At 58.5% G+C, this 19,304-nt stretch carries 28 protein-coding genes and 1 tRNA gene; 21 read left to right on the top strand and 8 right to left on the bottom strand.

Annotation, left to right across the window (positions count from 1 at the left end; genetic code table 11):
- Both HX855_RS08775 and HX855_RS08770 read right to left on the bottom strand, forming a co-directional pair.
- Positions 1 to 636, bottom strand: a 636-nt coding sequence (locus tag HX855_RS08775) for a DnaB-like helicase N-terminal domain-containing protein (RefSeq protein WP_306219132.1), incomplete at its 3' end; no start/stop codon positions are given.
- The gene (locus HX855_RS08770; RefSeq protein ID WP_177090008.1) at positions 629 to 1,339 is read right to left on the bottom strand and encodes a helix-turn-helix domain-containing protein; all 711 of its coding nucleotides are present in this window, start codon (positions 1,337 to 1,339) and stop codon (positions 629 to 631) included. The genes HX855_RS08775 and HX855_RS08770, both read right to left, overlap by 8 nt.
- A 666-nt stretch (positions 1,340 to 2,005) precedes the next feature.
- Between HX855_RS08770 and HX855_RS08765 the strand changes: the two genes are divergently transcribed.
- From HX855_RS08765 to HX855_RS08745, 5 genes are all read left to right on the top strand, one after another.
- Positions 2,006 to 2,701, top strand: coding sequence for a S24 family peptidase (locus tag HX855_RS08765; RefSeq protein ID WP_177090009.1), 696 nt, complete (start codon positions 2,006 to 2,008; stop codon positions 2,699 to 2,701).
- 403 nt (positions 2,702 to 3,104) lie between these two features.
- Entirely contained in the window at positions 3,105 to 3,485 is a 381-nt protein-coding gene (locus HX855_RS08760) for a LuxR C-terminal-related transcriptional regulator (RefSeq protein WP_177090010.1), read from the top strand.
- Positions 3,486 to 3,904: 419 nt separating this feature from the next.
- Positions 3,905 to 4,189, top strand: a complete 285-nt coding sequence (locus tag HX855_RS08755; protein ID WP_177090011.1) for a hypothetical protein — start codon at positions 3,905 to 3,907, stop codon at positions 4,187 to 4,189.
- The gene (locus HX855_RS08750; protein WP_177090012.1) at positions 4,186 to 4,500 is read left to right on the top strand and encodes a hypothetical protein; all 315 of its coding nucleotides are present in this window, start codon (positions 4,186 to 4,188) and stop codon (positions 4,498 to 4,500) included. Before HX855_RS08755 ends, HX855_RS08750 begins: the two co-directional genes overlap by 4 nt.
- Positions 4,501 to 4,581: 81 nt before the next feature.
- Entirely contained in the window at positions 4,582 to 4,941 is a 360-nt protein-coding gene (locus tag HX855_RS08745; protein ID WP_177090013.1) for a hypothetical protein, read from the top strand.
- Positions 4,942 to 5,270: 329 nt separating this feature from the next.
- Here the strand turns inward: HX855_RS08745 and HX855_RS08740 are convergent, their stop codons facing one another.
- Positions 5,271 to 5,456 (bottom strand): hypothetical protein, encoded by a 186-nt coding sequence (locus HX855_RS08740; RefSeq protein ID WP_177090014.1) that lies wholly within the window; start codon positions 5,454 to 5,456, stop codon positions 5,271 to 5,273.
- Between the two features lie 78 nt (positions 5,457 to 5,534).
- Between HX855_RS08740 and HX855_RS08735 the strand changes: the two genes are divergently transcribed.
- On the top strand, positions 5,535 to 6,392 hold the full coding sequence (locus tag HX855_RS08735; RefSeq protein WP_177090015.1) for a phosphoadenosine phosphosulfate reductase family protein: 858 nt from the start codon (positions 5,535 to 5,537) through the stop codon (positions 6,390 to 6,392).
- A gap of 1 nt (position 6,393) precedes the next feature.
- Here HX855_RS08735 and HX855_RS08730 read toward each other — a convergent pair whose 3' ends face one another.
- Together HX855_RS08730 and HX855_RS08725 are read right to left on the bottom strand one after the other, a co-directional pair.
- Positions 6,394 to 7,251 carry a DUF2971 domain-containing protein gene (locus HX855_RS08730; RefSeq protein WP_177090016.1) on the bottom strand — a complete coding sequence of 286 codons (858 nt, stop codon included), beginning with the start codon at positions 7,249 to 7,251 and terminating at the stop codon, positions 6,394 to 6,396.
- Between the two features lie 78 nt (positions 7,252 to 7,329).
- Complete coding sequence (locus tag HX855_RS08725; RefSeq protein WP_177090017.1) at positions 7,330 to 7,560, bottom strand: hypothetical protein; 231 nt, start codon at positions 7,558 to 7,560, stop codon at positions 7,330 to 7,332.
- A gap of 70 nt (positions 7,561 to 7,630) precedes the next feature.
- Here HX855_RS08725 and HX855_RS08720 point away from each other — a divergent pair, with 70 nt between their 5' ends.
- The 8 genes from HX855_RS08720 to HX855_RS08685 all read left to right on the top strand — a co-directional run bounded on the left by HX855_RS08720 (position 7,631) and on the right by HX855_RS08685 (position 11,925).
- Positions 7,631 to 7,906, top strand: a complete 276-nt coding sequence (locus HX855_RS08720) for a hypothetical protein (protein ID WP_177090018.1) — start codon at positions 7,631 to 7,633, stop codon at positions 7,904 to 7,906.
- Positions 7,903 to 8,241 carry a DUF4406 domain-containing protein gene (locus HX855_RS08715; protein WP_177090019.1) on the top strand — a complete coding sequence of 113 codons (339 nt, stop codon included), beginning with the start codon at positions 7,903 to 7,905 and terminating at the stop codon, positions 8,239 to 8,241. The genes HX855_RS08720 and HX855_RS08715 overlap by 4 nt, the downstream gene beginning before the upstream one ends.
- 46 nt (positions 8,242 to 8,287) lie before the next feature.
- On the top strand, positions 8,288 to 8,488 hold the full coding sequence (locus HX855_RS08710; RefSeq protein ID WP_177090020.1) for a hypothetical protein: 201 nt from the start codon (positions 8,288 to 8,290) through the stop codon (positions 8,486 to 8,488).
- Between the two features lie 75 nt (positions 8,489 to 8,563).
- Positions 8,564 to 8,800 (top strand): hypothetical protein, encoded by a 237-nt coding sequence (locus HX855_RS08705; protein WP_177090021.1) that lies wholly within the window; start codon positions 8,564 to 8,566, stop codon positions 8,798 to 8,800.
- Between the two features lie 710 nt (positions 8,801 to 9,510).
- A complete protein-coding gene (locus HX855_RS08700; RefSeq protein ID WP_177090022.1) occupies positions 9,511 to 10,365 on the top strand; it encodes a DNA adenine methylase in 855 nt (284 codons plus the stop codon).
- Positions 10,366 to 10,407: 42 nt separating this feature from the next.
- A complete protein-coding gene (locus tag HX855_RS08695) occupies positions 10,408 to 10,629 on the top strand; it encodes a hypothetical protein (RefSeq protein WP_177090023.1) in 222 nt (73 codons plus the stop codon).
- Between the two features lie 2 nt (positions 10,630 to 10,631).
- Positions 10,632 to 10,874: a DUF4224 domain-containing protein gene (locus HX855_RS08690; protein ID WP_177090024.1), complete on the top strand. Its 243-nt coding sequence runs from the start codon at positions 10,632 to 10,634 to the stop codon at positions 10,872 to 10,874.
- Position 10,875: 1 nt separating this feature from the next.
- Positions 10,876 to 11,925 carry a tyrosine-type recombinase/integrase gene (locus HX855_RS08685; RefSeq protein ID WP_177090025.1) on the top strand — a complete coding sequence of 350 codons (1,050 nt, stop codon included), beginning with the start codon at positions 10,876 to 10,878 and terminating at the stop codon, positions 11,923 to 11,925.
- A 116-nt stretch (positions 11,926 to 12,041) separates the two neighbouring features.
- Here HX855_RS08685 and HX855_RS08680 read toward each other — a convergent pair.
- Positions 12,042 to 12,132, bottom strand: a tRNA-Ser gene (locus HX855_RS08680).
- A gap of 152 nt (positions 12,133 to 12,284) precedes the next feature.
- Between HX855_RS08680 and HX855_RS08675 the strand changes: the two genes are divergently transcribed.
- From HX855_RS08675 to HX855_RS08645, 7 genes are all read left to right on the top strand, one after another.
- A complete protein-coding gene (locus HX855_RS08675) occupies positions 12,285 to 12,956 on the top strand; it encodes a Bax inhibitor-1/YccA family protein (RefSeq protein WP_003219636.1) in 672 nt (223 codons plus the stop codon).
- Positions 12,957 to 13,045: 89 nt separating this feature from the next.
- Positions 13,046 to 13,438, top strand: coding sequence for a sulfurtransferase complex subunit TusD (gene tusD, locus HX855_RS08670; protein ID WP_177090026.1), 393 nt, complete (start codon positions 13,046 to 13,048; stop codon positions 13,436 to 13,438).
- A gap of 1 nt (position 13,439) precedes the next feature.
- Complete coding sequence (gene tusC, locus HX855_RS08665) at positions 13,440 to 13,790, top strand: sulfurtransferase complex subunit TusC (RefSeq protein ID WP_177090027.1); 351 nt, start codon at positions 13,440 to 13,442, stop codon at positions 13,788 to 13,790.
- Positions 13,790 to 14,083: a sulfurtransferase complex subunit TusB gene (gene tusB / locus HX855_RS08660; RefSeq protein WP_177090028.1), complete on the top strand. Its 294-nt coding sequence runs from the start codon at positions 13,790 to 13,792 to the stop codon at positions 14,081 to 14,083. Before tusC ends, tusB begins: the two co-directional genes overlap by 1 nt.
- Positions 14,080 to 14,415: a TusE/DsrC/DsvC family sulfur relay protein gene (locus HX855_RS08655; protein ID WP_177090029.1), complete on the top strand. Its 336-nt coding sequence runs from the start codon at positions 14,080 to 14,082 to the stop codon at positions 14,413 to 14,415. Before tusB ends, HX855_RS08655 begins: the two co-directional genes overlap by 4 nt.
- Positions 14,412 to 15,413 carry a glycosyl transferase family protein gene (locus HX855_RS08650; protein ID WP_177090030.1) on the top strand — a complete coding sequence of 334 codons (1,002 nt, stop codon included), beginning with the start codon at positions 14,412 to 14,414 and terminating at the stop codon, positions 15,411 to 15,413. The genes HX855_RS08655 and HX855_RS08650 overlap by 4 nt, the downstream gene beginning before the upstream one ends.
- Positions 15,414 to 15,501: 88 nt before the next feature.
- Positions 15,502 to 16,497, top strand: coding sequence for a glutathione S-transferase family protein (locus HX855_RS08645; RefSeq protein WP_177090031.1), 996 nt, complete (start codon positions 15,502 to 15,504; stop codon positions 16,495 to 16,497).
- Between the two features lie 129 nt (positions 16,498 to 16,626).
- On the opposite strand, the gene cysG is transcribed toward HX855_RS08645, so the two are convergent.
- Together cysG and serS are read right to left on the bottom strand one after the other, a co-directional pair.
- Positions 16,627 to 18,021: a siroheme synthase CysG gene (cysG, locus tag HX855_RS08640; protein ID WP_177090032.1), complete on the bottom strand. Its 1,395-nt coding sequence runs from the start codon at positions 18,019 to 18,021 to the stop codon at positions 16,627 to 16,629.
- Complete coding sequence (gene serS, locus HX855_RS08635) at positions 18,022 to 19,302, bottom strand: serine--tRNA ligase (protein ID WP_177090033.1); 1,281 nt, start codon at positions 19,300 to 19,302, stop codon at positions 18,022 to 18,024.
- Positions 19,303 to 19,304 lie beyond the last annotated feature (2 nt).

The raw sequence follows: 19,304 nt of genomic DNA, 5'->3' as shown, positions 1-19,304 counted from the left end.
GTTCATCGCCAAGGTGGTTTTGCCCATCGCCGGGCGACCAGCGATGATGATCAGCTGCTCAGGCTTGAGCCCCTGCAGCTTCTCGTCCAAATCCTCGATGCCCGTAGAAAGGCCGTCGATGCCCTCACCCCGGTCAGCACGCGCCTGTAAGACTTCGATGTAGTCGTCCAGAATGTCAGAAGCTTTGAGCACCTCGGATGTGGCTGACTGGCTATCAATGGCCTGCGCCTCGGCCTGCACCGCCGCGACCTTGTCGACTGTGGGCTGATCGCTGTGAGCGATCTCGTTAATTCGATTGCTCAGTTCGATCATCGCCCTGTCGAGACTGCGTTCACGAACTGTGGCGGCGTAGGACGCAGCATTTGCGGCGCCAGGCGTGTTCCGGGTTACCTCGGCAGCATAGGCAACCGCATTGTCACCGCTGGGCAACGTGCCCAGGTACAGGCCTACGGTTACCGCGTCAGCCGGCTTATTTTCGCCGTGCAGCGCCATGATGCCCCGGTAGAGCGCGGCGTTATCGTCGTAGTAAAAGTCATCAACTGTGAGGTCAGCACTGAGAATGTCGATCAGCTCCGGACGGAGGAACATCGCGCCAAGGACGCCATGTTCAGCCTCAACGCTGTATGGGTCACGCATTGTAATTACCCTCCACGACTTTCACGAAGTTGCTCGGTTTGATCAACCAATCGAACGTCGCCCGAAAAGGCTTAGCCCCGTCCCGGCCCTCGCCCTCCCCCATCAGGAATGAACTCGAAGCAACCAGCGCGAAGAACTCAGCCCAAAAATCCAAATCCCGATGAACCGGGCTTTCGTTCCAGCGGGCCGCGATCTTGGTGACTCGGTCCTTGGTGAGCATCGCTACCTGAGGGAGCCGAGGGAGCGTTTTGTTGAACAGGTCGACGATTGCCTGAGACGGGCACTTCGGCTTCGAAATTTTGGCTGGTTGGTCACCGCCAACAAGAAGTGGCGGTTCACTTGATGGTTCTATTACGGTTCTGGGTGCATCTGCTGCGGGGGTTTTTGTCGTGAGCTGCGGGGGTGGCAGTGCATCTGCTGCGGGGTGCATATCTTGCGGGGGTGCATATGCTGCCGGGGTTAGGGTGTACATAGTCGAGCGGCCCATCCGTTCACGGACGGACAAGATGCTTGCTTGCCCTAACCACTTGATCGCGCCCTGAACGGTCCTTTCGGCAAGGCATGTACGTTCAGCGATACGAGCGACCGAAGGCCAGCAAACACCCTCGTCGTTTGCGTTGTCAGCCAGCGATATCAGGACAGCCTTCTGCGGGCCGCTCATGCCTTGCAACGGCCAGCACAGGCTCATGATTATGGTGCTCATGCGGAAACATCCTGGGCAGGTGCCAGGGACGCCTTCAAGTAATCGAGGCATTCCCGGCGGAATTGAGACTTAGATGCATGCGAGTACTGGCCGCTGATCATGAGGGCGGCATTCATCGCTGCTGATTGATTGGTGACTACGTGTCGTGACACCTTTTCGGACTCACCGGGAAGTGTCGCGACATCGCCAGAACTATTGACTGCGGGTGTGTTTTTGATCATTATCGACCTCGCTAAAACGTTGCACTGAACCGCCCTGCCAGGCGGTTTTTTTATGTCTGCGATTTGGGTGCTGGATGAATCAACAGCTAAACCAGATCGCCTTTTTGTTTTCGCCTATTGGGCGGAAAATCAACTCATCGAACGGCTAGGCCGCCGAATCCTTGGTGGCACTTGCTGGGTCGTCTTCACGAGTCGCACAAAGCTCTCCGCGGGATTCCTTCTCCAACACGCACTGCATTGGGTAGGAGAACCCGCCAGCGGATCTGCATTGCGAAACCCGGCTTCTTGTCACGCCGAGGGCCGCACCGATCGCGCCTGGCGAGCCAAAAAACTTCAAGGCTTGGTCATAGGTCATCAAGGTTTCTCCATTTCACTGCCGCGAGTTTAGAAATGTTAACCACAAAAGGCAAGTTATCTAAACTCGGCATTGTTTAGAATCCTAAATATGAATTTCAGCGAACGACTCAAAGCACGCATGGACGCCCTAGGCCTCCGCGCGACAGATATCAGCGAGATGACCGGCGTATCGAAGGCGACGGTCTCTTTCTGGATTAATGGGACAAATGGCGCGAAGGGAAAAAACCTGACATCGCTAGCCAGGGCGCTCGACTGCTCAGCTGAGTGGCTGTCGGAAGGGATTGACCCGCCCAAGGCCCCTAGCCTTGTGCCTATCGAAACCTGGGATGATGAAACGCCGCTGGACGAGGACGAGGTCTATGTCCCCTTCCTGCAAGAGGTAGAGCTGTCGGCAGGCTCAGGCAAATACTCAATAGAAGAGAGCGACTCAGCCCGGCTGCGCTTCTTCAAGAAAGACCTGCGCCAGAACAACGTGCAGTTTGCCAACGCAAAGTGCGTCTCTGTCAGCGGCAACAGCATGCTCCCGGTGCTTCGTGATGGAGCTACCGTCGGTATAAATGTGGGGAAAAATTCACTACGGGACGTGGTTGACGGAGAGATGTACGCGATAAGCCACAACGGGCAGCTCCGCGTTAAGCAGGTGTATCGAACCCCCACAGGAATCCGGTTGCGCAGCTTTAACCGAGACGAACACCCTGACGAGGACTACACCTTTCAAGAAGTCCAAGACCAACAGATAGCGATCATCGGCCACGTATTTTGGTGGGCCATGTATTCCCGCTGAAGCCTAGAATCGCAAATGAAGACCCGCCACCGAGCGGGTTTTTTTGTGCCTTTGAATCGAGAAACTTAACTATTTGTTAAGTTATCTAAAAATATGGCTTGACCAATCTTGTTAAGTTTTCTAAATTTGCCCCATCGCCGGATAACAACCGGCCAGATGTAAGGCAGCGATGAACCGGCCTCAACGGTTCAGAGGGTTGGCAACTGACCCGGGCGTGCAGCGTAAAGCGCCAAGACAGTTATCCAGCGGGATTTACCCGCGGCTGGATGTCGAGGCCTAAGGCCTCCCGAGAAAGTAATCGCCCAATCCGCAGGTGGCGTGTAACAGCGGCAAGCGACACCAGAAGCTTTCACTTCTGCACCTGGTGACGGGTGCAGCGGGAAAACAACCGGGAGTCACAACGATGAACGAGATCATCAACGGCGCATGGAAGGGTCACCTCGGTAGAGGCCTTGCGCCCAAAGAACTTCAGTACCTTCTGGCCGCCGCCCAGGGCATGACCGCCAAGGAAATCGGCAGGCAGTTCGACGTGGCGGCGTGCACCGTGGCCAAGCGCCTTTCCTGCGCCATGTTCAAGCTCGGCGTGACCCGCCAGACCGCGATGATCGCCGAGGCCATGCGCCGTCAGATCATCTCGCCGATGTGCTTCGTCCTGGCGGCCCTGATCGCCATGCACGCAATGATCGGTGACGAGTCGATGCGTCGTGACCGCCGGGTTCCGGAACGCCGTACAGCTCAAGTCAGGATGGTGCGCCGCGCCGAACAACCGGTGCTGCTGGCCTAATCCATAAGGTGGCCACTGCCTGCCCAGTGAGCGCACGACGGGAGACACGCCATGAAGTAGACGAACGATTCACCTGCGTGGCGCGGCAAGCCTGAAGGCTGCGCCCAACACCCATACAGGCAGCGGATCAATGGGGTCGACGATGTCACCGCGCATCAGCCAGGACACTGGCAGGCCCAACCCAACGCAAAAGAACAACTTGATGCAACAAACCCAGGCCGTCGCCAGTAGCGGGCCTGGGCGGCGTTCACGTATGGGGGCATATGTAACGCACCGAAAGCCCGGGCAACCCCCGGGCAACCCCCGGGCTTTTTTACGCCTCGCCTTTATTCGTCAGCACCCTCCCCTGCGCCTAACGGCAAACAGCAGGCGGTCAGGTTGCTGACGAATAAACGCAACCCAACACCTAGGGACAAGACATGCACCCATCAATGCAAGCACGCTCCGAAGGGCTCGCAGCCCTCCGTGTCCGCGCAACCATCGCCACTGGCGTGATGTACGCCATGATCGGCAAAGAACAACCCGCGCAGGAGGTTCGCTTCCAGGTAGTCAACAAGGGTACCGGCGCCTATCACGTCGTCGAGCGCTCCACCGGCAAGGTCATGGGCATCTGCTTCACCTGGAAGGCAGCGATCAACCGCGCTCAGGTGCTGGAAGCCCGCGCTGACGGCAAGAAGATCAACATCGAAGGGTGGTCGCAGTGATCGGCGTACCGATGGCCAACCCGAAAGACGCGGTGATCGCCGATCTGCATCGCCAGATGGACGCCTTCTTCGGCGCCGGCAACAAGGCGGAGCAGATTGCCCGCGGCGTCAGCGGTGAAGTCGGCGGCCCAATCAAAAGCACCCGCAGCATCAAGCTGAAGGCTGCCCGCGACAAGGATGCGCCCAGGCTGAAGGAACTGGCAGACGCCGGCTTGTCCGCCATCGAGGCGGCCAAAGAGTTCGGCACCGACAGTAAGCGGGCCAGGCTGATCGCTCAAGAGAACGGCTTCAAGTTCGCCGACACCCCATGAAGCGCATCAACAAGATCACCGCCGCGCGGCGCCGCCCAACATGGCTGGCAATTCCGGCAAGTGGAATCGAAGAGGTAGGCCATGGCCGAGGAAGAGCTGACGGCGGAAGCCAAGAAGCAGCGCCGCAAGCGCGAGAAGGAAGCCACGAAGAACACTGCATTGGGCGTCGAGAAATTTACGGTTGAGGTGGCCGGTGTGTTCAAGTCCGACCTCAAGCGCCTGATGAAGCAGCACGGCTTCAACAACCAGCAGGAAGTGTTTCAGAACCCACTGCGCAACGTCATCGCTGCCGACTTTGAAACGGCGGCGCAGATGCTCAAGTGTGTCACGACACCTTTTGTCGTTACCGAAAAGGTGTCAAAGCTACTTCGAGCGGCTGGTATGAAGTCGCTCGAAGACGATCCGCCAGAGCCTGACGACGAAATCGAAAGACCCGCATAACCCACCCTACTCGCTGCATCCGGTAATGGAGGGCGGCGCCTGAAAAGCGACAGACAACGCTTTGATCCGCATGGATTCGAATGCCGCCCCGTCATTCGGCCACGGCCCTGGATGATCGAACACCAGCGCGTGGCGTCGACCGCAACGCCGGATGATTCTGCCGTTCTTCGGAGCGCCGCTCCCGTCTCGACTCGAAATCGAGCAAGCAAAGTCGTTGCCATTCAACGGATAGATAATTTCGTGTCCACTCTGCTGCATTTTTTTAGATCTCCTGAAAGTCAAGACTTAATTGTACTCCTTTCAAAAAAGCCTGCTTGGACCTACCCATATCAACGAATCACGCCATAAGGCTCAGCAGCAGATAGTCCCGCCAGGTCGCGCCACCGTGCCAGATCAGCGATCAGCCTAAGCCCCTGGCTGGCCTCTGCCTCGAGCGCTTCATCAGGAAGGCTCAGCAGCCGCACAACCTCATCGCCTATCAGGCGTATCGCTTCCACATCGGTTTTCGTGCTCATCGCAGTCACCGTCAGGTTTTTGCTGAGCGCAAATCATCAACCCAATTTTCGAATCGCGCCAGCCGGCGAGGATCCCCTATGTCTCCCTACAAATTGTCCGGGACGACGGTCGTCAGCTTTTCCGGCGGCCGCACCAGCGCCTACATGCTGCGCCAGGTGCTGGACTACAACGAGGACCTGAGCGATCTGGTCGTCACCTTCGCCAACACCGGGAAGGAGCACCCAGCCACCCTGGAGTTTGTTCGGGAATGCGCCGAGCGCTGGGCAGTGCCGATTGTCTGGCTGGAGTTTCGGGACGATGAGGCAGGTTTTGCGGTGGTGGACTACGCCACCGCCAGTCGCCAGGGCGAACCGTTCGAAGCCCTGATCCGTAAACGAAAGTACCTGCCCAACCCCGTGACCAGGTTCTGCACGATCGACCTGAAGATCCGCATCATCCACAAGTACCTGCGCAGCTTGCGCCTTTCTACCGAGGAAGCGCCGCTGGACATGATGACAGGCATCCGTGCCGATGAGCCGCGCCGCGTCGTGAAGATTCGGCACCGCAAAAGCACCAGCGAAAGCAAGTGGGCCACGATGGTGATGCCGCTGGCTGACGCCGGTGTCGGCGTTCAGGACGTGACCGACTTCTGGGCCGGCCAACCATTCGACCTGATGCTGTCGACGATTAACGGAAGGACGCTGGAAGGCAACTGCGACCTTTGTTTCTTGAAGGGTGCCAAGCAGGTCTATTCGATAATCGCCAGCGACCGGCCCAAGGCCGAATGGTGGGCTCGCATGGAAAGCTCAGTCGTGTCCGGCGGGAAGTTCACCGGCGACGGCGCCCGCTTCCGTAGCGACCGTCCCAGCTACCAGCAGATGCTCGACTACTCCGACACCCAATTCGACATGTTCGCCGACCACGACGAAGCTATAGCCTGCTTTTGTGGTGATTGATCTACTTCGCAAAATCAAAAAGTTGATCCACGCCCCCTAAAAGATCTGACTGAGTGACGCTGCACTCCAACCCAAAAACCTTACAAACTGCTTTGACAGCATTCGCAAATGGCGCGTTGGAATAGGGAGAAATGTAAACGGCATCGATCAGTTTTCTAGCTTCAACATTGACATGCTTCGACTCTGGAACAAATACTTCAATATTAGAATAATTCGCATCACCCACAAAAAAAGCTCTAACTTCGTTTTCATGACTAAACGAGATACGCTTAAGAAGCGGCACTATATGCCCATCAACTACGCAATCCTGCGGAGTCAACTCTGCATTTCCATAATCAAGGTACTTTATCTTACCGATAAAAACCTTTTTATCGGTAGTGTGAGACTCTTTCAGCGATTTTGCCAGGCCACCGACGGTCGTGCGTATGGCGACACCTTTCAATTGGTCGCTATAGAGCTTCCACATTGCTTCAGATTGATGTTCGGACTGATACCAGCAGCTAACCATCGTCCCCTTGAATACTGCTTCAGTAAGTTTCCTGAAATCCGAAAACCGATTATCTAGTGCTTTGCGTAGCGCTTGTCCTGGCTCTCCAGCGAGCTCTTCAACTTTAACGCCGGCGCCACTAACGCGATCAAGCACCGCATATAGGTCCGCATATGCTTTATCACTTACAGAATACATAGCCTGCAATGCAACGAGCGGCGGATAACCCTCAAAAGGATCAGACTGCTTATATGAAGCCAAACTTGCAAAATATAGAGATTGGTCGCTTAGTAAATTTATAAACTTATCTAGCGACATGTACCGCCATAGGACCATATCTTCATTCAGGCTTTTAAGGACTTCGACTTCCATGATGCATCCCCGTAGCTCGGCCATATAAGCGCCGAATAAAAAACATCCCGACTTAACAATCATGCCACTTTGGCGAAACTATGTACGTTCGACAATCAGCCTGGCGCCGACCTCACGCCCAGCCACCTGCGCCAGGCCACGATCAACATAGGTTCGGTCACCCGCAACAACCGGTACCACCACCTCACCACCACGCTTTACCTCGACGTTGATACGCCAGGTTTCCCGGCCTTCCTCGTCCTTGTCGCACTCCATGTAGTTCCAAACCTGAAAGCCTTCGATCTCATCGTAAATATCGTGCTTTGTCATGGTCCAGCCCATTTAGAGGAAGGGGCCATCGTAGCACCACACCCCGGGCATGGCCCGGCAAGGACTCTCCATGCCTACAGAAAACAAACCGGCTGATCCTTTCGGACTGCACGGCCGTACCTTTCACATTCACCTGAGCGTGCGCGGGGCGATTCGTGACTTCAGCAAGCGTCAGCTCAAAGGCATGTTCCGTGTGGATGGACGGGAATGCACCGCCGACGAGGCTAAGGAACATCTGCTCGAGGCGCTGGCCCAGGGCAAAGAGGTACTTCCCTTTGGCCCGCCGTGTGAAGGCTTCGATTTCGCCGGCGGTGGCTGCCAGGGTCATGACAAGGAGGTTGCATGAAGCGCATCTACCTCAGCGGGCCCATGACCGGCCTGCCCGGCCTCAACTTCGCCGCCTTCCACGCAATGACCACCAACCTGCGCGCCGGCGGCCACACCGTCACCAACCCCGCCGAACTCAACCCCGACGGCGGCACCTGGAACGACTGCATGCGCCGCGACATTGCCGCCCTGATGGACTGCGACACCGTGGCCACCCTGCCCGGCTGGGAGCATTCAAAGGGTGCCCGCCTGGAAGTCCTGATCGCCGAACGCCTCGGCATGACGGTTGTGAATGCCCATGATCTGGTAACGAGGGAGAATGCCGCAGTACCAACATTTTCCAAGCTGATGTAAAAAGTACAGCTGCCATTTCAGACATTCACTGGATTCCGACCAACACATGCAGATCATTCGTACTGGAACAGTTTTGACTGGCGAATACGCCGGTTGGACGATAGAAATTCAGGATGACCGCGCAGGTGAAACCGGAGGTTATTACCTGTTCCTGATCCAGAACGAATCAAATGGTTTCGATTCTTGGTTTGAACTCATAGAGCAGCTGCAGGAACAAATTTCAGAACTCGACGTTCGCTGGAATTAGCGCCTCACTCTTTCGGTCCACCCCTCCCCATATCCCCCCTTCAAAGTCAGCCGCTATAGCGGCAAGGAACCCGGCATGCCTGATGAAAGTGAATCAATCCTGCGCCAGCGCATCACCACGTACATGAGGGGCGCCGGCGGCTCCCGAGATAACTGGTTCTGCACCTGGTGGTTCCGGTTCCACATTGAGCCGTTCACCACCAAGCAGGTCCGCCGCGAACTGGAGTTGATGAAACGTGATGGCCTGGTCGAGTCGGACCACAGCCGGAGCAACAACACTCTGTGGCGGCTCGCCAAGTACAAGCCTGACTAGGTGACGCCATGATCGCCACCCTCTGGTTCGCCTGCGACGTCATCTGCAAGTGACCGGTGGATGTGACCAGCGGACCAAGGCGTTGAGTTACTAGCCCAAAGGAAGGGAGTTGTTTAACTCGCGGCTAACTACTTCGGTCCGCTGAATCATTGCCCACAGCTTGAAGAGCTCGCTCCAATGACTTGATAGAGCGCCAGCCGCGCTAACCACTTCAACAGCAAATCTCTGAAATGGATGCGCGACATGTCATTTCTAGCACAGTTCTCGCTCTCGTCCAGAATGGATTTCAGATAGCTCATCCCTCCACGTGCCTACCGGTGGGCGGGATCACGGAAGCTGGCTATCAACCCAGCGCTCTGCCGCTGACATCGCATCGTGCAGGGCGGCCGGGTAGTCACTCCATGGGCCTGGCAATACAGCGGCGACTTCACCCATTCCGTGTATGTCCACGGGCTCAATGATTGTCGCGGATGCAGGCACCCGGTCGTTAGGTCTTTTCCAGACGAACTTGAGGAATACCGTGTGACCTCGGTACTCATGAGCGATCGGCACATCGAGGTTGTGTGACACGCGTCCTCCCACAGGCGCAACGAATTGAACACCTGTTGTACACCCATCCAAAGGGTCGAGATACCCGAGCAAAAAGCCATTACTCCATTCCCCTACATGCCTGCCGGTGAGCGGCGGGCGCACGCCTGGAAAAAATAATTATGACCATCACCGCCCCGGTCATCCGGTACCACGGCGCCAAGTTCCGGCTCGCGCCGTGGGTGTTGCAACACTTCCCGCCGCACACCTGCTACGTAGAGTCCTTCGGCGGCGCCGCTGGCGTGCTTATGCAAAAGCCTCGGTCGTATGCCGAGGTGTACAACGACCTCGATGGCGACATCGTTAATCTGTTCAGGGTTTTGCAGGATCAGGAATCGCGATCGGGACTTGTCGAGCGCCTGGTATTCACACCCTACTCCCGCGAAGAGTTCGAACTATCCTGGCAGCCGAGCGCCGAGCCGATCGAGCGTGCAAGGCGGACCATCATCAGGGCGCAAATGGGATTCGGCTCCGCCGGTGCGACCAAGGGCGTGACCGGCTTCCGCATCGATACCAAACGCCAATACGGCACAGCCCAGTCACTCTGGGCCTCCTATCCGGAGCAACTTGCCGAGGTCGGCCAGAGGCTAAGCGGCGTGCTAATCGAAAACCGCCCCGCGATCGAGGTGATCAAGTCGCACGACGGCCCGCAGACATTGCATTACGTCGACCCTCCCTACGTGCATGACACCAGGTACAAAGGCGCGTCGAGCGGCCGGTACTACAAACACGAGATGGATGATGCAGCACACCGCGAGCTACTCGGGGTTTTGCTCGAGCTAGAAGGAATGGTCGTGCTGTCGGGATACCCGAGTGACCTGTACGCGGAGCTTCTACCCGGCTGGGCCAGCTACAGCACATCCGCCCGCATCAGCGCCGGTCGCGGCACAGCCAACCGAACCGAATGCATCTGGTTGAACCCCGCCTGTGTCGATCGCGTAAGCCAGATCGGCCTGGACCTCTGCGAAAGAGCATAACCCTAACCCACCTTCTGCCGCCCAGCGCGGCAAGGAGACCACATGTTCGCAATCAAACTCACCCTGATCCTGCTGGGCGCTTTGCTGTACCTAGTCGGCAGCGGCTGCTGGTACTTCTGGATCGCCCCACGCCTTCTGGCCGACGGCGAAACAGCCGACATCCTCTACGCCTTCGCCGGCACCTGCGGGTGGATGCTGATCACCTTCGGCCTGGTCATTCACATCATCAAGACAGCGCGGCCCACGGCGGCCGGGGGGACGTAACTATGCAAGCAGAAATACTGTCGGACGACGAACTGGCCGAGATCACCGGCTACAAGCAGCGTTCACATCAGCGCAAATGGCTGAAGGACCGAAACTGGGTGTTCATTGAGAGCCGTGGCGGCCGCCCGCTGGTGGGCCGGATGTTCGCGCGCATGAAGCTTGGCATGGTTAACGCCGCAATCGCAGATCCAAACCCGCCGCCGACGCGTCCGGCCTGGACGCCCGATTTCTCCAGAGTGAACTGATATGCGCCCCCGGAACACGGAAAACAGGGACTTGCCGCCAGGAATGGTGCGCCGTAAGCGCCCAAGGAAAAATGGCAAGGTCTGGATCGGATACTACTACCGGGATTCTGCAGGCAAAGAGATCCCGCTGGGCACGGACCTGAGCAAAGCTCGCTTGAAATGGGCAGAACTTGAGGCCAAAGATAAACCGGCCGACCTGACAGTGATGAAGGGAATCTTCGACCGGTATGTGCGCGACGTCATCCCGAAAAAGGGAGAGCGCACCCAGAAGGACAACATGGCCGAGCTGAAACAGCTTCGCCCTACGTTTGATGAGGCGCCCGTCGATTCAATTACGCCGTTCAACATTGCCGGGTACCGTGATGCCCGCTCAGCGAAGGTTCGTGCCAACCGCGAGATCGCGCTCCTGTCCCACGTTTTCAACATGGCCAGGGAATGGGGGCTCACGGAACGGGAGAACCCTTGCCAGGGAATCAGGAAGAACAAGGAGGCGCCGCGCGATTACTACGCCAATGCGGCTGTCTGGGATGCCGTCTACGCGGTTGCCGAACAAGAACTCAAGGAAGCCATGGACTTGGGCTATTTGACCGGGCAGAGGCCTGCTGACGTGCTGATCATGCGCAGCGACGATACCGAAGGTGACTACTTCCTGGTAACGCAGGGCAAGACCGGGCAGAAGCTGCGAATCCTGATGCGTACGGATGCAGGGGAAAACAGCTTGGGGAGATTGGTCAGGGAGATTGGTGAAAGGAATGTCGGTCATCCATCCAAATACCTGTTGATCAACAGGCATGGAAAGCGGATGACGAAGGGGATGCTGCGCTTGCGCTGGGACAAGGCGCGGGAAAAAGCTCAGCAAAATGCCATCGAACAAGGCGACCCGCTGCTCGCGGCCAAGATTGGAGGCTTTCAGTTCCGCGACATACGGCCGAAGGCCGCCTCGGAAATCATCGATATCGGCGATGCAAGCCTGCTGCTGGGACACAGCAAACAGGAGATCACAAAGAGGGTGTACAGGAGGATCGGGGCGACCGCGAAACCGTCCAAATAGGCAAAGTTTCGGAACTCCTACCCGAAAGTTTCGGAACCCCTGCCAAAAGCAGCAGAAACCGTCCCAAACCCCAGATACGAAAAAGCCCCGACTAATCGAGGCCTTATCGTTTAATTTGGCGGGAAACCAGGGATTCGAACCCTGGGAACGCTATTAACGTTCGCCGGTTTTCAAGACCGGTGCATTCAACCACTCTGCCAATTTCCCTTGTGCAACACAGGATTAGCGTAGCCCATCCTGTCTCAGCGGGCGCCATAATACCCGAATGAAACACACTGTCAAACTCTCGCCATAGCTTGTTACAGAGCGTCTGTTATGATCCTTGCGACTGAATGTTTCAAAACTGAAGGAGTGTCGCCATGCGCGAACAGAATTACGCAGTGAATGGAAACGCGCAGGCTGAGCAGCTAGAGGTTAGCCGCGTCCTGCGCAATACGTACGGCTTGCTCGCTCTCACCCTCGCGTTCAGCGGCGTGATGGCATTCGTCGCCCAGCAGATGCGCGTCGGCTACCCGAATATCTTTGTGGTGCTGATCGGCTTCTACGGTCTTTTCTTCCTGACCAACAAGCTGCGCGACTCGGCCTGGGGCCTGGTGTCGGCGTTTGCCTTGACCGGTTTCATGGGCTTTATCCTTGGCCCGATCCTTAACCGTTACCTCGGCATGGCCGGCGGCGCGGAAGTGGTCAGCTCGGCATTTGCCATGACCGCTCTGGTGTTTGGTGGTCTGTCGGCCTACGTGCTGATTTCCCGCAAGGACATGAGCTTCCTGGGTGGTTTCATCACCGCCGGTTTCTTCGTGTTGCTGGCCGCAGTGCTGGCAGGCATGTTCTTCCAGATCAGTGGCCTGCAACTGGCGATCAGCGCCGGTTTCGTGCTGTTCTCCTCGGCCTGTATCCTGTTCCAGACCAGCGCGATCATCCAGGGTGGCGAGCGTAACTACATCATGGCCACCATCAGCCTGTATGTATCGATCTACAACCTGTTTATCAGCCTGTTGCAGATCTTCGGCATCATGGGCCGCGACGACTGATCGCAGCGCCATGCAAAAAGCCCGCTTCGGCGGGCTTTTTGTTGCCTGCGGCTTTATCATTGCCACAGGTTTTGCCTTCAGAGTGTTCCATGAAGTTTGCGATTGCGCTTTTCGAAGCCCCCCATGCGCCCTCCTCGCGCCGTGCCTTGCTGTTCGCCCAGGCGGTGCTGGCAGGCGGGCATGAGATTGTGCGGCTGTTTTTTTATCAGGATGGCGTCTACAGCGCTTCCAATAACATTGTTGCGCCACAGGATGAGCAGGATATTGCCCGCCAGTGGCGCGAGTTTGTCAGCGGGCATCAACTTGATGGCGTGGTCTGCATCGCCGCGGCCTTGCGCCGTGGGGTGCTGAATGCCGAAGAGGCCACCCGCTATCAACGCAGCGCGGTGAACCTGGAGGCGCCTTGGGTGTTGTCCGGGCTGGGGCAGTTGCACGACGCCGCCCAGGCCGCTGACCGTTTGATCTGCTTCGGAGGGCCCTGACATGTCGAAATCCTTGCTGGTGATCAGCCGACAGGCACCCTGGTCCGGCCCCAGTGCCCGCGAAGCGCTGGATATCGTGCTGGCCGGCGGTGCGTTTGATTTGCCGATTGGCCTGTTGTTTCTGGATGACGGCGTGTTTCAACTGGCCACAAGCCAGGACGCCAAGGCCGTGCAGCAAAAAGACCTCAGCGCCAACCTCCAGGCCCTGGCGTTGTTTGGCGTTGAGGATGTGTTTGCCTGTCGCCATAGCCTGACCCTGCGCGGCTTGACCGACTCCGGTAGCGCGCAGCCTCTGAGCAGCGAACAGATCTCACAGATGATTGACCGTTACGACCAGGTGATTACCCTCTGATGTCGACTTTGCATGTGGTGCCCCACTCCCCGTTTACCGATAGCCGGCTGGACAGCTGCCTGCGCCTCTGTGGCGCCCAGGACGCCATCCTGTTGTGCGGCGATGGCGCCTACGCCCTGCAACCTGCCAGCGCACCCTGCCAGGCCCTGCAAGCCAAGGGCGTGAAGGTGTTTGTGCTGGCCGAAGACAGCCAGGTGCGCAATCTTGCCGTGCCTGCCTGGGCCGCCAGCGTCGATTACCCGGCCTTCGTCCAGTTGTCGATCGATTACGACAAGGTCAACACCTGGCTATGAACACCCTGACCGTAGGCGAACGCACCCTCGAACTGGACAAGGACGGCTACCTCGTCGACCTGAGCGACTGGTCCAGCGACGTGGCCAACGCCCTCGCCACCGCCGAAGACTTGGAGCTGACCCCGGAGCACTGGGAAATCCTCGAACTGCTGCGGGGCTTCTACGCCGAATTCCAGCTGTCGCCTGCCACCCGCCCGCTGATCAAGTACACCGCCTTGAAGCTGGGCCCGGAAAAGGGCAACAGCCTGCACCTCAACCGACTGTTCAAAGGCACTCCCGCCAAACTCGCCGCCAAGCTGGCGGGCCTGCCCAGGCCGACGAATTGCTTATGACTGATTTTGCCCCGTTGATCACTGAAACCCCCGCCGAGCACCCGTTCGCGCCCTTTGTACGCATCCTCGGCAAAGGCAAGCGCGGCGCCCGCAACCTCACCCGTGAGGAAGCCCGCGAAGCCATGGGCATGCTGCTGGATGAAAAGGTCGAAGACACCCAGCTCGGCGCCTTCCTGATGCTGTTGCGGCACAAGGAAGAAAGCCCCGAAGAACTCGCCGGTTTTACTGAAGCCGTGCGCGAACGCCTGAATGCACCGTCACTCAATGTGGATGTCGACTGGCCTACCTACGCCGGTAAAAAACGCCACCTGCCGTGGTACCTGCTGGCGGCCAAGTGCCTGGCACAGAACGGCGTGCGCATCTTGATGCACGGCGGCGGTGCGCATACCGCGGGCCGGCTGTATACCGAGCAGTTGCTGGAAGGCTTGCAGATTCCGTTATGCCGCAACTGGCAGCAGGTGGAGGCCGCCCTTGAACAGGGCAACCTGGCGTTTATTCCCCTGGGGGATTGGGCGCCGCAATTGCAGCGCATGATCGACCTGCGCAACACCCTGGGCCTGCGTTCGCCGATCCACTCACTGGCGCGCATCCTCAACCCGTTGAGTGCCCGCTGCGGCCTGCAAAGTATCTTCCATCCGGGTTATCAGGGCGTGCACCGTGATGCCAGCGGCCTGCTCGGCGACAACACCATCGTGGTCAAGGGCGACGGCGGGGAGATTGAGATCAACCCGGACACCATCAGCCATCTGTATGGCACCACCGGCGGCGAGAGCTGGGATGAAGAGTGGCCCGCCCTCTCTGCCCAGCGCCACGTCAAGCCCGCCGCTCTGGAGCCCGAACACCTGAAGGCACTATGGCGCGGTGAAGTGCAGGACAGCTACCCGCAACTGGCACTGATCGCCACCATGGCCCTGGCACTGCGCGGCCTCGGCCACCCACGTGAGCAGGCGTTCGAGCTGGCCCAGCAGTACTGGGACGCTCGGGACAAATCGATTTAGTCGATCATTAACCCCCAGCCTTTGCGCTTTTTGTTCGAACTCAGACCTTTAGACTGCACTCCAACGCTTATTAGCCAAGGAGTCAGTCATGGGTTTGCTGATCGAAGGACGCTGGCATGACCAGTGGTACGAAAGTAGCGCAGACGGCGCCTTCCAACGGGAACAGGCGCAACGCCGCAACTGGGTGACCGCCGGAGGCGAACCCGGCCCGAGCGGTGAAGGCGGCTTTGCGGCTGAAGCCGGCCGCTACCATTTGTACGTCTCCCTCGCCTGCCCCTGGGCGCACCGCACATTGATCCTGCGTAAGCTCAAAGGCCTGGAAAGCTTGATTGATGTGTCGGTGGTCAGTTGGCTGATGCTGGAAAACGGCTGGACCTTCGACAAGGCCCACGGCTCCAGCGGCGACACACTCGACGACTTCACCTACATGCACCAACGCTACACCGCCGACACCGCCAGCTACACCGGGCGCGTGACCGTGCCGGTGTTGTGGGACAAGAGGCTCAAGCGGATTGTCAGCAATGAGTCGGCTGAGATTATTCGCATGTTCAACAGTGCGTTTAATGACCTGACCGGCAATCAGCTGGACTTCTACCCCGAAGCCCAGCGCGAGACCATCGATGCACTGAACGACCGGATCTATCCCGCCGTGAATAACGGCGTGTACCGCGCAGGCTTTGCCACGTCACAAAAAGCGTATGAAGCCGCATTTGATGATGTGTTCGCCGAGCTGGATCACCTGGAACAGCACCTGGGTGAACATCGCTATTTGGCAGGGGAATACCTGACGGAAGCCGATGTAAGGCTTTTCACCACAGCCATTCGGTTTGATGCGGTGTACTACAGCCACTTCAAATGCAACCTGCGGCGGATTGCGGATTATCCGAATTTGTCGAATTGGCTGAGGGAGTTGTATCAGTGGCCGGGGATCGCCGAGACGGTGGATTTTGCCCATATCAAGGGGCACTACTACGCCAGTCATCGCACGATTAATCCGACGGGGATTGTGCCGGAAGGGCCGTTGCAGAGGTTTGATGCTGCTCATGACCGAGACCGGTTGAGCGGGAAAGGCGTTTGGAGTTGATCCAAGCCCTGTAGGAGCGAGCTTGCTCGCGAAGGTCGCCAACGATAACGCGCTCATTCTGAATGAACGGGGTACCCTTGAGTCTTTCGCGAGCAAGCTCGCTCCTACAGTTGGACAGTGTCGCGCCTATCAAACTTGCGATTGAGCGCCTTCAAACCACTTCAGCTTCTCACGCAACTGCACCACTTCTCCCACAATCACCAGTGTCGGCGCATGCACTTCATGCTCCGCCACCATACGTGGCAGGTCAGCCAGGGTGCCGGTAAACACTCGCTGGTTGGACGTGGTGCCCTGCTGGATCAACGCTGCCGGCGTATCCGCCGCACGGCCATGCTTGATCAGCTGTTCGCAGATGATCGGCAACCCGATCAGCCCCATGTAGAACACAAGTGTCTGTGAAGGCCCTACCAGATCACTCCACGGCAGGTCCGAAGTCCCGTCCTTCAAGTGCCCGGTAATAAAGCGAACCGATTGCGCATAGTCGCGGTGGGTCAGCGGAATACCGGCATACGCCGCGCAACCACTGGCCGCCGTAATGCCCGGTACCACCTGGAACGGGATGCCATGGGCCGCCAGTTCTTCGATCTCTTCGCCACCCCGGCCAAAGATAAACGGATCGCCACCCTTGAGCCGCAACACGCGCTTGCCTTGCTTGGCCAGGTCTACCAGTTGCTGGTTGATCTGGTCTTGCGGCACCGCATGGTCGGCGCGACGCTTGCCGACATACACGCGCTCGGCATCACGACGGCACAACTCAAGAATCGCCGGCGCCACCAGACGGTCGTACAGCACCACATCGGCCTGCTGCATCAAGCGTAAGGCTCGGAAGGTCAACAGGTCGGGATCACCCGGGCCTGCGCCCACCAGGTAGACTTCGCCCGGTGCATGGGGCGGCGCACCGTTGATTTTCTCCACCAGCAGACGCTCGGCTTCATCGCCCTGCCCGGCCAGTTGCCGATCAGCAATCGGGCCTTGAAAGACCTCCTCCCAGAACGCACGACGTTGCTGCACATCCGGGAACAAGCCTTTGACCTGGCTACGAAACCGCGCCGCCAACCCGGCCAGCTGGCCATAAGTCGACGGTATCCAGGTTTCCAGCTTGGCGCGGATCAAGCGCGCCAGCACCGGCGCATCGCCGCCGCTGGACACGGCGATCACCAACGGCGAACGGTCGACAATCGCCGGGAAGATCACGCTGCACAAGGCCGGCGCGTCCACCACATTCACCGGTACGCAACGGCGCCGGGCATCGCTGGACACTTGCGCGTTCAGCGGCTCGTCGTCGGTCGCGGCGATGATCAGGGTGCAACCGTCAAGGTCGGCCTCCTGATAACCGCGCAAAATCAGTTCACCGCCACTGCCCTGTACCAGTTCACGCAACTGGTCTTCAATCTGGGGAGCAACCACCCGCAACAACGCGCCGGCGTCGGCCAGCAGTCGGGATTTGCGCAAGGCAATCTCCCCACCACCGACGACCAACACACGACTGCCGCGCAGGTTATGAAACAGCGGCAGAAATTCCATTTAGCCGATGACCTCAATGCCCGCCATGTACGGCTTGAGCACCTCAGGTACGCGGATCGAACCGTCAGCCTGCTGGTAGTTTTCCAACACGGCCACCAGGGTACGGCCTACCGCCAGGCCCGAACCGTTGAGGGTGTGGACCAGCTCAGGCTTGCCGGTTTCCGGGTTACGGAAACGCGCCTGCATGCGACGGGCCTGGAAATCACCGCAGTTGGAGCACGACGAAATCTCGCGGTATTTGTCCTGGCTCGGCACCCACACTTCCAGGTCGTAGGTCTTCACGGCGCTGAAACCCATGTCGCCGGTGCACAGCGCCAGAACGCGGTACGGCAGTTCCAGCAGTTGCAGGACGCGTTCGGCGTTGGCGGTCAGGCCATCGAGGGCTTCCATGGAGGTCGACGGCTCGACCACCTGCACCATCTCGACCTTGTCGAACTGGTGCTGGCGGATCATGCCGCGGGTGTCGCGGCCCGAGGCACCGGCTTCGCTGCGGAAGCACGGCGAATGGGCGACAAACTTGATCGGCAGTTGCTTGGCGTCGAGGATTTCCCCGGCCACGATGTTGGTCAGCGACACTTCGGCCGTCGGGATCAGGTACAGGTCAGCTTCGCCATCGCGGCTGATCTTGAACAGGTCTTCCTCGAACTTCGGCAACTGGCTGGTGCCCATCAGCGCCGGCGCCTGAACCAGGTACGGGGTGTAAGCCTCTTCGTAACCGTGTTCGCCGGTGTGCAGGTTGATCATGAACTGCGCCAGGGCACGGTGCATGCGCGCGATCGGGCCACGCAGCAAGGCAAAGCGCGCGCCGGACATCTTGGCGGCCGTTTCAAAATCCAGACCACCGGTCAACTCGCCCAGGGCGACGTGGTCCTTGATCTCGAAATCGAAGGCTTTTGGCGTGCCCCAGCGACGGACTTCGACGTTGCCGTCTTCGTCTTCGCCGATCGGCACAGACTCGTGCGGCAGGTTCGGAATACCCAGCAGGATCGAGTCCAGCTCGGTCTGGATCGCGTCCAGCTCGACTTTGCCGCAAGCCAATTCGCCAGCCATACGCTCGACGTCCGCCATCAACGGCGCGATGTCTTCGCCGCGCTGCTTGGCCTGACCGATGGATTTGGAACGCGCATTACGCTCAGCCTGCAGTGCTTCGGTGCGGGTCTGGACGGTCTTGCGCTGTTCTTCCAGCGCTTCGATGCGCGCGACATCCAGGGCAAAGCCGCGGGATGCCAGGCGGTCCGCTACGTCCTGAAGGTTGCTACGTAACAGTTTGGAATCGAGCATGT

The organism is Pseudomonas sp. IPO3778 (assembly GCF_013386825.1).
GTDB lineage: Bacteria > Pseudomonadota > Gammaproteobacteria > Pseudomonadales > Pseudomonadaceae > Aquipseudomonas.
The sequence above is the reverse complement of the archived record's forward strand: the minus strand, read 5'-3'. Positions and strand labels throughout refer to the sequence as shown.